At 61.9% G+C, this 14565-nt stretch carries 5 protein-coding genes; 4 read left to right on the top strand and 1 reads right to left on the bottom strand.

Features of this window, described 5'->3' with window-relative positions; translation table 11 throughout:
• Positions 1–37: 37 nt before the first annotated feature.
• The 4 genes from KW840_RS19320 (at position 38) to lapD (ending at position 3964) form a co-directional block, all read left to right on the top strand.
• Positions 38–625, top strand: a complete 588-nt coding sequence (locus KW840_RS19320) for a YecA family protein (protein WP_057715949.1) — start codon at positions 38–40, stop codon at positions 623–625.
• Positions 626–635: 10 nt separating this feature from the next.
• Positions 636–1031 carry a YbaN family protein gene (locus KW840_RS19315; RefSeq protein WP_057715950.1) on the top strand — a complete coding sequence of 132 codons (396 nt, stop codon included), beginning with the start codon at positions 636–638 and terminating at the stop codon, positions 1029–1031.
• Between the two features lie 256 nt (positions 1032–1287).
• Positions 1288–1995: a cysteine protease LapG gene (gene lapG, locus KW840_RS19310; RefSeq protein ID WP_218497002.1), complete on the top strand. Its 708-nt coding sequence runs from the start codon at positions 1288–1290 to the stop codon at positions 1993–1995.
• A 22-nt stretch (positions 1996–2017) separates the two neighbouring features.
• Positions 2018–3964, top strand: a complete 1947-nt coding sequence (gene lapD / locus KW840_RS19305; protein WP_218497000.1) for a cyclic di-GMP receptor LapD — start codon at positions 2018–2020, stop codon at positions 3962–3964.
• Positions 3965–4045: 81 nt separating this feature from the next.
• On the opposite strand, the gene KW840_RS19300 is transcribed toward lapD, so the two are convergent.
• Positions 4046–14212, bottom strand: coding sequence for a retention module-containing protein (locus tag KW840_RS19300; protein WP_218496998.1), 10167 nt, complete (start codon positions 14210–14212; stop codon positions 4046–4048).
• Positions 14213–14565 lie beyond the last annotated feature (353 nt).

Below are 14565 nucleotides of genomic sequence, written 5' to 3'. Positions count from 1 at the left end.
AATTCCCGCATCGAACATTCCCCAAGGTAGTCCTTTAATGTCCTTCGCTGAGCAACTAACCCGCCTGCAAGTCTTCCTCGACGCTGATGAACTGCATGACGAGGCGCTGGACTACGTGGCCGCCCACGGCTACCTCACCGCGCTGTCGATCTGTTCCGAAGTCGTTCCTGATCGTGAGTGGATCGATGCACTTTTCGCCGAGGAGCCGCATTACAGCAGCGAAGCCCAGCGCGAAGAGATCGAAGCCACCCTGATCGGCCTCAAGGCCCACATCGCTCGCCAGCTGGCCTCCGATGAAGAATTCGAACTGCCATGCGACCTGGACCTGGGCGACGAGCCGGACGATTCCGACCTGCGCGGCTGGTGCATCGGCTTCATGGAAGGCGTATTCCTGCGCGAAGCGGCCTGGTTCGAAAGCGCCGAAGACGAAGTCAGCGAAATGCTGCTGCCGATCATGGTCGGTTCGGGCCTGTTCGACGAGCAGCCGGAGTTCGAAGACATCGCCAAAGATGCCAACCTGATGGACGACATGATCGTACAGATCCCGGAAGCCCTGACCGCGCTGTACCTGCTCTGCAACGCGCCAGACGAAAAACCGGCGATTCTCAAGCCCCGCCACCACTAAGGTTCTGCCTATGGACAACCCCATAGGCAACCGCCCCCTGATGTTGCGCTACGTGCTGCTGGCCATCGGCTGGCTGAGCGTGGCGCTGGGGGTGATCGGGATTTTCCTGCCGGTATTGCCCACCACCCCTTTCCTGCTGCTGGCGGCCGCCTGCTTCGCCCGCAGTTCGCCGCGCTTTTATCAATGGCTGGTCGAGCATCCACGGCTTGGCCCGTGGATTCGCGATTACCTCAACGGCAACGGCATTCCGCTCAAGGGCAAGGTCTACGCCATTGGCCTGATGTGGCCGAGTATCCTGTTCTCCTGCTACCTGGTGCCGCTGTACTGGGCACGGTGTTTCATGCTGACTAGCGCGGTGCTGGTGACGATTTACATCCTCAAGCAGAAAACCCTGCGCAAATCCTGAAATTTCCCGCGACCATTGTGGCGAGGGGGCTTGCCCCCGTTGGGTTGCGCAGCAGCCCTAAAGCCATTCACCGCAGATCACCAGATAGATCGCGCTCACAGGTTCACGGCGGCTTCGCCACCGAACGGGGCGGTGCGGCGTTCCGACAAGCCCCCTCGCCACAAAAAACTCAGCGAGCGTCCTTCGGCCGACGACCTGACCTACCGCGCCCAAAACTCCACCTAAACTTCACAAACCTACACTCGAGCAGCCAGACATGGCCCGCAGTCTGCGTAGTCCAGGATGGCCAACGCTCCGACTTCGGCTCGGCGGCTGGTTGCTGCTGGCTGGTTTGGTACTGACTGTATGCAACGGGGTCCGGGCCGACTGGGATTTTGCGCAGATCCTGCAAACCGTTGAAAAACGCTACGGCCCCCTTGGACCGGCGCGAGGCCGGATCGAGGCCTGGAGTCAAATGCTGCAAAGTGCACGCGGCGCCCCCGAACGCGAGCAGCTCAACGCGGTGAACCGCTTCTTCGATCAACAGCTGAACTTCCAGGACGACACGCGCATCTGGCAACAGACCGATTACTGGGCCACGCCCGTCGAAGCCCTGATCAAGGGCGCCGCCGATTGCGAGGACTATGCTCTGGCGAAGTATTTCAGCCTGCGCCGGCTTGGTATTCCCAGCGAAAAACTGCGCATCACCTACGTCAAGGCCTTGAGCCAGAACCAGGCGCACATGGTGTTGACGTTCTACAGCACCCCCACGAGCGAACCACTGGTGCTGGACAACCTGATCGGCGATATCCGCCCCGCCTCCCAACGCAAAGACTTGCTGCCGGTGTACGCCTTCAATGCCGAAGGCCTGTACCTGCCGGGCAAAAACGGCGGCCAGCGCAGCAGCGACTCGAAAAAGCTGTCGCGCTGGCAGGACGTGTTGAAAAAGATGCAGGCCGAAGGGTTCGACATCGGCGACGGCTAACCGCCTTGGCAAGGAGCGAAGCATGACACTGCGAAAACAGTTGTTCCTGGCAATCTGCCTGTTCCTGCTGGTGGCGTTCAGCGGCAGTTTTTTTGCCAGCCTGGAAAGCTCCCGCGAACAAACGCTCAGCCAACTGCGCGCCCACGCCCAGGACGCGGCCACCGCGCTGGGGCTGTCGCTGACGGCACAGGTCGATGACCCGGCAATGATGGAACTGATGGTCAGCTCGATTTTCGACAGCGGCTATTTCAGCAGCATCCGCGTCATCAGGCTCAAGGATCAGCAAACCCTGGTGGAACGCACCGCACCGACAAAAATCGACGGCGTGCCTGACTGGTTCGTCAACCTGGTCGACCTGCGCCCGGAAGGCGGCGATGCCCTGATCATGCGCGGCTGGGAACAACTGGCACGGGTCGAAGTGCTGAGCAATCCGCAATTCGCCCTGGCCAAGCTCTGGGAAAGCACCCTTGGCAGCCTGATCTGGCTGCTACTGTGCGGGCTGTTCAGCGCCGTGATTGGAGGATGGATGCTGCGCCGGCAATTTCGCCCACTCGACAGCATGGTCCGACAAGCCGAGGCCATCAGCAAACGCGAATTTCTCAGTCTGCCCAAACTGCCGCGCACACCGGAATTGAAACGGGTCGTGCTGGCGATGAACCAGATGGTCGAAAAGCTCAAGGCGCTGTTCGTCGAGGAGGCTGCACGCAGCGAAAAACTGCGGGCCGAATCCTATCTGGACAGCCTCACCGGCCTGGCCAACCGACGCCTGCTCGACGAGCAACTGGCCGACCATTTACGCGTGTGCGAACAGAGCCGTGACGGCCATTTGCTGATGTTGCGAATCAACGACCTGAACGGCCTCAACCAGCGCCTGGGTGGCCAACGGACTGATGCGCTGATCACTGCCGTCGGCGAATTGCTCAAGCGCCTGACTCAATTGCCGGAGCGTCGAACCTGGCTGGCGGCGCGCAACCGTGGCGGCGAATTCAGCCTGCTGACACCGGGTCTGGATGCTGAAAGTGCCGCGCGCCTGGCCGCCGATGTCAGCGTCAGCCTGGAGAACCTGCGCCTGACCGGCGCCAGCGATTGCATGCCGGTCGCCCATCTGGGCGTTGTCGCCTACCGCCCCGGTGAGCCGATCAGCACCGTTCTCCTGCGCCTTGATCAGGCGCTGACGGAGTCCCGGCAGCATCCCGAACGCCCCTGGGTTCATTTGAGCCATCGTGACACGGCACCCAATCACTCCCAGCACGACTGGCGCACCTGGATCGACGACGCCCTGACCCATGGCAAAGTGCAGCTGTACTTTCAGCCCGTCGTGCAATGCGCCGACACCCGCCAGATGCTGCATCACAAAGTACTCGCACGCCTGCTCGACCCGCAGGGCGAAGCGATTGCCGCAGGGCATTTCCTGCCGTGGATCGAGCGTCTCGGCTGGTCGGGACGGTTCGACCTGGCGATGCTCGAAGCCACGCTGGACGAGCTGGTGGTCAACCGCAGCCCCTTGGCATTGAGCCTGTCCGGGAGCACCCTGCGCGACCCGGTGCAATGGCGAACAATTCTCGACCTGCTCGAATCCCTTCCCGAACTGGCGCCGCTGTTGACCCTGGAAATCGACGAGCGCCAGTTGCCCTCCCCCGAAGTGCTGCAGAACCTTTGCAGCACATTGCTCAAGACCGGTTATCGAGTCGGCCTGCAACACTTTGGCGGGCGCTTCAGCCAGATCGGCAACCTGACCCAATTGGGCTTGGCGTACCTGAAAATCGATGGAGCCTACATTCGCAACATCGACGAGCAGCCTGACAAACGGCTGTTCATCGACGCGATCTTTCGCGCGACCCACAGCATAGATTTGCCGCTGATTGCGGAAATGGTCGAGACGCGTGGGGAACTGGAGGTCATCAGTGAGTTGGGGATATTCGGGGCCATGGGTCGATTGATCGGGGCGCCCAGGTTTTCTAACCACTGACCGGGCATCGACCATTGTCCCGGGCAACAAAAAACCCGCCTCCCCTTCACAGGGATGGCGGGTTCTTTAGCGGGTTTCAGCTCACACGGTATCCACCTTCAACGAATGATCGTTGAGCATGCCGTTGATAATGGTCCCCGTGTCATGCCCACCCGCGATCACCCCACCCGCGCCTGGCGTTACACCGTATTGACTGGCGAGGTCGACGCCGGCCAGGTCGATGGTCTGGTTCGGCGCGGCACCGGCCATGGCGCTGACGTCGATGCTGGTCACTGTCGACGGCCCGCTGCCGGTGACGGTGAAGTGCAGGTAATCATCCAGCGAAGCCGTGGTGCCGCTTTCCCCTTGCAGCAGTTGCGACAGGTCGAGTTTGTCGGTGCCGGGCGTGAAGTCAGTGATCACGTCATGGCCACTGTTGCCCTTGAACCACTGGAAGGTATCGCCCCCCGCCCCCCCGGTCAGGGTGTTATTGCCCAGGCCACCAATCAGCAAGTCATCGCCGCTCCCGCCGCTGAGGATGTCGTTGCCAAGGCCGCCATTGATCGTGTTGTTAGTGTTGTCGCCGGTCAGGGTGTCGTTGAAGTTCGAGCCGATGAGGTTTTCGATACCGCTCAGGGTGTCAGTGCCGGCACCGAGAGTGTTTTGCCCACCTGGCAGGCTGAGACCGACCGTCACCCCAGCCGTGGCGTGGGCGTAACTGGCCGTGTCGATACCCGTGCCGCCATCAAGGATGTCATTGCCCTGGCCGCTGAAGAGCAGATCATTGCCGGCGCCACCATGCAGCTCGTTGTTGCCGGAGCCGGCAGTGAGCACATCGTTGCCGTCGCCGGCATTGATGATGTTGTTGCCCGCACCTGCGACCAGTACGTCATCCCCACTGGTGCCGGTGAGGGTATGGCCGTCCTGATAGCTGATGGTCAGGTTGGCCGAGTCGCTGCCGCCGTGGTTGTCGTTGGCGGTGTAGGTGCCGTGGTAGTCCGTAGTGACTTCGTGTGCTCCGGCGTAGTTGACGGTCATGGTCAGTTCGTAGTTTTCTGCCCCATTCTTATTGCCGCCACTGGAGTTGGCGATGTTGGTCACGTGGATCTGGTAAGTGCCATCGGCGCCTGCGGTGATGGTGTCACCATCGGCGATGCTTACGAACGCCCCACCGTTGAGCGAATACTCCATCGTGATGTGCCCGGCATCCAGGTTGTGATTGAGGTTGAGTGTCTCACCTTGATTCAGCTTGACCGTGATGAAGTCTTCATTGTTGCCATTGGAGTTGTTCGCTGCGCCAAGATAGCCACTGACCACCAGCAGCGCCGTCATGGTCGCCGCGTTGGCCGCAAAGGCGTTGCGCACGTTGGCCAGATTCTGGTTGCCGGGGTTGTTGTTTTCGCCGGCGAAGCTGATCGCGCCGGTGCCGGTGAAGTCCGCGCCTTTCACGACCCAGCCGGTGTTGAACGAGGTCGGTGTCGCCGAAAGTTGGTCGCCATTGGGGTCGGTGTCGTTGGCCAGCAACAGTTCGCCCGGCACCACGATGGTGCCCGAGAGCACGTTGGTGATGACGTGGTCGTCCACCGCCACCGGAGGCGCGTTGGGGATCACTTTCACGGTCAGCGTCGAGCTGGCGAGGTCGCCATCGTTGTCGCTGGCGGTGAAACCGATGTTCTCGGTGATCACCACCGCAGTGGTTTTCTGCGAGGTGTAGTTGTAATCGCCAGTGTCAAGGTTGATCACCAACGTGCCGCCGTTGTTGGTGGCGATGCTCACCGTGTTGTTCACGGTGTTGAAGGTGCCGTGGTTGGTGCCGCCGCTTGATGTCAACGAACCCTGGCCGCTGAGGGCGTTTGGATCGTAAGTGTAGGTAGTGCCGTCGACCACGATGGATTTGATGAAACCGCCATCAGCGCCGAACGTGCCGCCCTCACCCAGCAACGAACCGGTGACCGGTGAGCCGACCACGGTGCCGGACAGCACCGAGTTGAGTTGGTTGAGGTCAGTGACCACCACCGCATTGGTGTTGGTGTGGCTGATGCCGTCGTAGGCCAGCGGATCGAGGTTGGCGTTGCTCACGCCACTGCCCAGGCCGATCGCGTAGTTCTTGATGTTGTTGGCATCGAGGAAGGCTTTCAGCGCGGTTTCGTCGGCGGTGCCGATTTCCTGGCCGGTGGTGGGCTTGCCGTCGGAGAAGAAGTAGCCGACGTTTTGCGCACCGGTCAGTTTGCCCGAGGTGTTGAACGCGGCCTGCATGGTCACCACGGCCGCGTCGTAGTTGGTCCCGCCGTTCGCGGTGAGGCCGGCCAGCAGTGTCTTGGCGGTCGCGACATCGACCCACACAGAGGTCATGTCGGTAGCGCTGCTGCTGAAGGTGACGAGCTGCACTTTCACATCGCCGAGATCATCGTATTTATCCAGCAAGGCACTGATGGCCTGCTTGGCCAGGGCCAGGCGCGACAGGCCCGACACGCCAGATGGGTCGGCCATGCTGCCGGAGACGTCGAGCACGATCAGCAGGTTGGAATCGATCTCCACCGCCGCCACCGAGCGATCCGTTGCCACCGCCTTGGGCACGTCATCGACAATGTTGACCACGATGGTGCTGGTGCTGCTGTTGCCCAGCGCATCGGTCGCTTTGTAGGTGAAGCTTTCACTCAGGCTGTTCGGCCCGTCGTTGGCATTCGGCAAGGTTTTCGGAGCCGAGGTCAGGGTGTAGGTATAGCTGCCGTCGGGGTTGATCAGGATCTTTCCGTAGGTGCCTGTCGCGCTGCCGACCAGGGTGTAGGTGAGCGCGCCGCTGGCACCCGAGACCGAACCGACCAGGGTCCCGGACGCGGTTTCGCCAGTGTTGCCCGGGTCGCTGCCGGTGACCGTACCGGCGACCAGGTCCAGCCCGTCCTTGCTCAGGTCGAGGGCTTTTTCGTAGACCGTCACGTCGCTATCGGGGTTGGCCTTGATCGTGCTGCTGACGACGTCGATGGTGATGGTGGTGGTGCTTTCATCGCCATCGGCATCACGCACGGTGTAGGTGAACGTGTCAGTGGCGCCCGGATCGCCGACGGAATCCTGGTTGCTGTGATACACCGCGTTGCCGTTGGCATCGAGGGTCAGGTAGCCATAGGTGCCGTTGATCTGGTTACCCAGTCCGCCGATGGCCGAGGTCGAGGTGTTGCCGCCGGCACGCACGCCGACCACCGTCGCCGGACCATCGGCGCCGCTGGCGTCATTGCCCAGCACACTGATGTTGACGGTGCCGCCCTCCACTACCGACGACGAGTCAGGTTTGGCGCTCGGCAAGTCATCGATGATGTTGACGTTGATCTGCCCGGTCGCCGTGTCGCCATTGCTGTCGGTAGCGACGACGTTGAAGTTCTCGGTCAGGCTGTTGGCGCCGTTGGCGGTTGGATGGGCTTCGTTATCGTTGAGGGTATAGCTGTAGCTGATTACCCCGGTCGCCGGGTTGTAATCGGTGATGGTCAGGGTGCTGCCCAGTAGCGTAACGGCCGTTTGCGGGAAACCGGCGGCCACGCCCCCGCTGACGACAGTGATGCCGCCCACGGTCAGGGTCGTTACGCCGTCCAGTGCGGTGACGGTGAAGGTGCCGCTCTGGGTCAGGGCCGATGCGTTGGGGTTGCTGCCGTCGCCGAGATTTTTTTCGTAGACCGTCAGCTCACCGCCATACACGTTGAGGCCGTTGAGGGTCACCGGATCGTCGTTGTTGTAGACATTGAGCACCAGGTTGGCGGTGCTGCTGTCGCCGTCCGAATCGGTGATTGTGTAGGTGAAGGTTTCGGTGCCGTCGCCACCGCCGTGCAACGCCTTGAAGTCGGCATCGCTGGTGTTGAGGGTGTAGGTGTAAGTGCCATTGGCATTCAGCACCAAGGTGCCGTAGGTGCCGGTGAAGGTACCGGGGGTGATGGGTCCGGCGTTTTCGCCGATCGTCACGCGGTCGGCGCCTTGCACGTCGTTGGTCAGCACGTTGCCGTTGAGGGTCAGCAGGGTTTCCGAAGCCGTTGATGCATTGCTGTCGTACACGCCCTTCGGCAGGTCGTCGACGATATTCACGTCGAGGCTGCCCGTGGCGGTCGTGCCGTTATCATCGACCACGGTCACGGCAAACTGCTCAGGCAGGGTGTTGGCGCCGTTAGCGGTCGGGTGCGCTTCATTGTCGTTGAGGGTGTAGCTGTAACTCACCACGCCGCTCGCCGCGTTGAACCCGGTGATGGTCAGGGTGCTGCCCAGCGGGGTGGTGATCGATTGCGGGAAGCCGGCGGCCACGCCAGCGGTGACCACGGCGATGCCGCCGACGGTCAAGGTCGTTACACCGTCGAGTGCAGTGACGGTGAAGGTGCCGCTCTGGGTCAGGGCCGACGCGTTGGGGTTGCTGCCGTCGCCGAGATTTTTTTCGTAGACCGTCAGCTCACCGCCATACACGTTGAGGCCGTCGAGGGTCACCGGATTGTCGTTGTTGGAGACGTTGAGCACCAGGTAGGCGGTACGGCTGTCGCCGTCCGAATCGGTGATTGTGTAGGTGAAGGTTTCGCTGCCGTCGCCACCACCGTGCAGGGCTTTGAAGTCGGCATCGCTGGTGTTGAGGGTGTAGGTGTAAGTGCCGTTGGCATTCAGCACCAGAGTGCCGTAGGTGCCGGTAAAGGTACCGGGAGTAATCGGGCCGGCGTTTTCGCCGAGCGACACGCGGTCGGCGCCTTGCACGTCGTTGCTCAGCACGTTGCCGTTGAGGGTCAGCAGGGTTTCCGAAGCCGTTGATGCATTGCTGTCGTCCACGCCTTTCGGCAGGTCATCGACGATGTTCACGTCGAGGCTGCCCGTGGCGGTCGTGCCGTTATCATCGACCACGGTCACGGCGAACTGCTCAGGCAGGGTGTTGGCGCCGTTAGCGGTCGGGTGCGCTTCATTGTCGTTGAGGGTGTAGCTGTAACTCACCACGCCGCTCGCCGCGTTGAACCCGGTTATGGTCAGGGTGCTGCCCAGCGGGGTGGTGATTGATTGCGGGAAGCCGGCAGCCACGCCAGCGGTGACCACGGCGATACCGCCGACAGTCAGGGTCGTTACACCGTCGAGTGCAGTGACGGTGAAAGTACCGCTCTGGATCAGGGCCGACGCGTTGGGGTTGCTGCCGTCGCCGAGATTTTTTTCGTAGACCGTCAGCTCACCGCCATACACGTTGAGGCCGTCGAGGGTCACCGGATTGTCGTTGTTGGAGACGTTGAGCACCAGGTAGGCGGTACGGCTGTCGCCGTCCGAATCGGTGATTGTGTAGGTGAAGGTTTCGCTGCCGTCGCCACCGCCGTGCAATGCCTTGAAGTCCGCATCGCTGGTGTTGAGGGTGTAGGTGTAAGTGCCATTGGCATTCAGCACCAAGGTGCCGTAGGTGCCGGTGAAGGTACCGGGGGTGATGGGTCCGGCGTTTTCGCCGATCGTCACGCGGTCGGCGCCTTGCACGTCGTTGGTCAGCACGTTGCCGTTGAGGGTCAGCAGGGTTTCCGAAGCCGTTGATGCATTGCTGTCGTCCACGCCCTTCGGCAAGTCATCGACGATGTTGACGTTGATCTGCCCGGTTGCACTGTCGCCATCGCTGTCGGTAGCGACGACGTTGAAGTTCTCGGTCAGGCTGTTGGCGCCGTTGGCGGTCGGGTGCGCTTCATTGTCGTTGAGGGTGTAGCTGTAACTCACCACGCCAGTGGCGGCGTTGAACCCGGTAATGGTCAAGGTGCTGCCCAACGGCGTGACGGCGGTTTGCGGGAAGCCTGCGGCCACACCACCGCTGACGACAGTGATGCCGCCGACGGTCAGGGTTTGCAAGCCATCGAGGGCGGTGACGGTAAACGTCCCGCTCTGGGTCAGGGCCGATGCGTTGGGGTTGCTGCCGTCGCCGAGATTTTTTTCGTAGACCGTCAGCTCACCGCCATACACGTTGAGGCCGTTGAGGGTCACCGGATCGTCGTTGTTGTAGACGTTGAGCACCAGGTTGGCGGTGCTGCTGTCGCCGTCCGAATCGGTGATTGTGTAGGTGAAGGTTTCGGTGCCGTCGCCACCACCGTGCAACGCCTTGAAGTCGGCATCGCTGGTGTTGAGGGTGTAGGTGTAAGTGCCGTTGGCATTCAGCACCAGGGTGCCGTAGGTGCCGGTGAAGGTGCCGGGGGTGATCGGTCCGCTGTTTTCACCGAGCGTCACCCGGTCCGCACCCTGCACGTCGTTGCTCAGCACGTTGCCGTTGAGGGTCAGCAGGGTTTCCGAAGCCGTTGATGCATTGCTGTCGTACACGCCTTTCGGCAGGTCGTCGACGATGTTCACGTCGAGAGAACCGGTGGCAGTGGTGCCGTTGTCGTCGACCACAGTCACCGCGAACTGCTCAGGCAGGGTGTTGGCACCGTTGGCGGTTGGGTGGGCTTCGTTATCGTTCAGGGTGTAGCTGTAGCTGACCACGCCGGTCGCCGCGTTGAACCCGGTGATGGTCAGGGTGCTGCCCAGTGGGGTGGTGATCGATTGCGGGAAGCCGGCGGCCACGCCAGCGGTGACCACGGCGATGCCGCCGACAGTCAGGGTCGTCACGCCGTCGAGTGCAGTGACGGTGAAAGTACCGCTCTGGGTCAGGGCCGGTGTATCCGGGTTGCTGCCGTCGCTGAGGTTTTTCTCGAAGACGGTCAACTCACCGCCCTCAGTATTCAAACCGCCAATCGTGATCGGGTCATCGTTGTTGTGGATCTGCAGTACCAGGTTGGCGGTACTGGTGTCGCCATCGGCGTCTGTCAGCGTATAGGCGAAGGTTTCGGTGCCATTGCCGCCACCGTGCAACGCCTTGAAGTCGGCATCGCTGGTGTTGAGGGTATAGGTGTAAGTGCCGTTGGCATTCAGCACCAGGGTGCCGTAGGTGCCGGTGAAGGTACCGGGGGTGATCGGCCCGCTGTTTTCGCCGAGCGGCACGCGGTCTGCGCCCTGCACGTCGTTGCTCAGCACGTTGCCGTTGAGCGTGAGCAGGGTTTCCGAGGCGGTGCCATTGCTGTCGCCCACGGCGTTGGGCAGGTCGTCGACGATGTTCACGTCGAGAGAACCAGTGGCAGTGGTGCCGTTGTCGTCGACCACGGTCACGGAGAACTGCTCGGGCAATGTATTGGCGCCGGCGGCGGTTGGGTGGGCTTCGTTATCGACCAGCGTGTAGCTGTAGCTGACCACGCCGGTCGCCGCGTTGAACCCGGTGATGGTCAGGGTGCTGCCCAGCGGGGTGGTGATCGATTGCGGGAAGCCGGCGGCCACGCCAGCGGTGACCACGGCGATACCGCCGACAGTCAGGGTCGTCACGCCGTCGAGGGCGGCGACGGTGAAGGTGCCGTTCTGGGTCAGGGCAGTGGCGTCCGGTGCACTGCCGTCGCTGAGGTTTTTCTCGAAGACGGTTAACTCGCCGCCCTGAGTATTCAAACCGCCAATCGTGATCGGGTCATCGTTGTTGTGGATCTGCAGCACCAGGTTGGCGGTGCTGCTGTCGCCGTCCGAATCGGTGATTGTGTAGGTGAAGGTTTCGGTGCCGTCACCACCGCCGTGCAGGGCTTTGAAATCCGCATCGCTGGTGTTGAGGGTGTAGGTGTAAGTGCCGTTGGCATTCAGCACCAGGGTGCCGTAGGTGCCGGTGAAGGTACCGGGGGTGATCGGGCCGGCGTTTTCGCCGAGCGGCACGCGGTCTGCGCCTTGCACGTCGTTGCTCAGCACGTTGCCGTTGAGCGTCAGCAGGGTTTCCGAGGCGGTGCCATTGTTGTCGCCCACGGCGCTGGGCAGGTCGTCAACGATGTTCACGTCCAGTGAACCGGTGGCAGTGGTGCCGTTGTCGTCGACCACGGTCACGGCGAACTGCTCGGGCAATGTGTTGGCGCCGTTGGCAGTTGGGTGGGCTTCGTTATCGACCAGCGTGTAGCTGTAACTGACCACGCCGGTTACCGCATTGAACCCGGTGATGGTCAGGGTGCTGCCCAATGGAGTGGTGATCGATTGCGGGAAACCGGCGGCCACGCCAGCGGTGACCACGGCAATGCCGCCGACGGTCAGGGTGGTTACACCGTCGAGGGCGGTGACGGTGAAGGTGCCGTTCTGGGTCAGGGCAGTGGCATCCGGTGCGCTGCCGTCGCCGAGGTTTTTCTCGAAAACGGTCAACTCGCCGCCCTCAGTATTCAAACCGCCAATCGTGATCGGGTCATCGTTGTTGTGGATTTGCAGCACCAGGTTGGCGGTGCTGCTGTCGCCGTCCGAATCGGTGATTGTGTAGGTGAAGGTTTCGGTGCCGTCACCACCGCCGTGCAGGGCTTTGAAATCCGCATCGCTGGTGTTGAGGGTGTAGGTGTAAGTGCCGTTGGCATTCAGCACCAGGGTGCCGTAGGTGCCGGTGAAGGTACCGGGGGTGATCGGGCCGGCGTTTTCGCCGAGCGGCACGCGGTCTGCGCCTTGCACGTCGTTGCTCAGCACGTTGCCGTTGAGCGTGAGCAGGGTTTCCGAGGCGGTGCCATTGCTGTCGCCCACGGCGTTGGGCAGATCGTCGACGATGTTCACGTCGAGTGAACCGGTGGCAGTGGTGCCGTTGTCGTCGACCACAGTCACCGCGAACTGCTCGGGCAAAGTGTTGGCGCCGCTGGCGGCCGGGTGGGCTTCGTTGTTCACCAGGGTGTAGCTGTAACTGACCACGCCGGTTACCGCATTGAACCCGGTGATGGTCAGGGTGCTACCCAGCGGGGTGGTGATCGATTGCGGGAAACCGGCGGCCACGCCAGCGGTGACCACGGCGATGCCGCCGACGGTCAGGGTCGTCACGCCGTCGAGGGCGGCGACGGTGAAGGTGCCGTTCTGGGTCAGGGCAGTGGCATCCGGTGCACTGCCGTCGCTGAGGTTTTTCTCGAAGACGGTCAACTCACCGCCCCCGGCATTCAAACCGCCAATCGTGATCGGGTCATCGTTGTTGTGGATTTGCAGCACCAGGTTGGCGGTGCTGCTGTCGCCATCGGCGTCTGTCAGCGTATAGGCGAAGGTTTCCGTGCCATTGCCGCCGCCGTGCAATGCCTGGAAGTCGGCATCGCTGGTGTTGAGGGTGTAGGTGTAAGTGCCGTTGGCATTCAGCACCAGGGTGCCGTAGGTGCCGGTGAAGGTACCGGGGGTGATCGGCCCGCTGTTTTCACCGAGCGTCACCCGGTCCGCGCCCTGCACGTCGTTGCTCAGCACGTTGCCGTTGAGGGTCAGCAGGGTTTCCGAGGCGGTGCCATTGTTGTCATCGACTGCTTGCGGCACGTCGTCGATGATGCTGATATCCAGCGTACCGGTAACGCTGTCGCCATTGCTGTCGCTGGCCACCACGGTGACGTGTTCGGCAAGACTATTGGCACCCTCGCCGCTTGCGTGGGTTTCGGCACGGTTGAGGGTGTAGCTGTAACTGACCACGCCCGTGGCCGGGTCGTAACCGGTGATGGTCAAGGTACTGCCCAGAGGTGAGGTGATCGACTGCGGAAAACCTGCCGCCACACCGCCGCTGATCAAGTTGATTGCGCCGATGCTGAGGCTGGTCAGCCCGTCTGGCGCATTGATGGTGAAGGTGCCGCTTCGCGTCAGCGAAACTTCGTTCCTCGCCGAACCGTCGGCCAGGTTGGCTTCATTGACAGTCCGCTCGCCGTTCTGCTCCGACAGGCCGACGAAGGTGACCGGATTGTTCGGCACCTGCGGCGGCACCACAGGGGCTTCGTCCGCTACAGCGATGTCCGGATTAACGTTAAGGCGCTCTTCGGGAAATTCGGGAATGCCATTGAACCCGGCAGTGGGGAAGCCGATGACCGGATCGACTCGCCCGCCCACTTCTTCGAGCATGACAAAACTATGGCCACTGCCCGGGATGCCGCCCGGTACTCCGGTAGTCATGGCAGGCCCGGCAGCGGTGGCTTCAGCGGTTTGGGTCGGGTCGTCGCCCGCCGCAATGGCTTTTTGCAGCTGTTCGACATCGGTCAGTTGCGCTTCGCTCGGAGTCACCGCTTCGGGTGAGTCGATATGGGGAATCTGATTGGCGAGCAACTGCGGCGTCATCTGCATGCTGCTGTCGCGCCCGAGGGTCAGTTCCTGGCCATTTTGCAGATGTACCGCCACCGCGCCTTCAGCGCCGGTGCTCAGTCGGTCGCCAGCGAACAGCCGGTCCCCCTCGACCAAAGCACGCCGGGTGCCGTCGCTCGCAACCGCGAACACCTGACCGATGACCTTACTGACGATTCCGATGAGCGTTGCCATGTGCACTTCCTCCGCCGCCAACCGCTGTCGGCACCTTGATTGCGCGAAGAACGTGCTCATGGCTCGAGCGGGTTGTCTGGCGGATCGTGTTCCGGGTGCCGGTTTACTTGAGTAAGCCGTGGCCCCGGCAACGATCTCGCCCAGCCAGTCGCTCACGGCGCTGTTTACGATTTCGGGAAAATCCCTCTGCAATCAATGGCATCGGATCCCTGTTCGCAACAACGTTGCCTGTGAGCGATGCGTAACGATCTCGAAGCACTCAAGTGACAAAAAACCGTCGCCACAAGATCGCTCGCATCCCTCCCCTCCAGCACTTCTCCGCTCTATTTCGATAAGTGGATTGGAACTTTCCT

Source organism: Pseudomonas sp. PDM30, assembly GCF_019218985.1.
Lineage (GTDB): Bacteria > Pseudomonadota > Gammaproteobacteria > Pseudomonadales > Pseudomonadaceae > Aquipseudomonas > Aquipseudomonas jessenii.
Note: the sequence above shows the minus strand (reverse complement) of the source record. Positions and strands in the feature narration are given on the sequence as shown.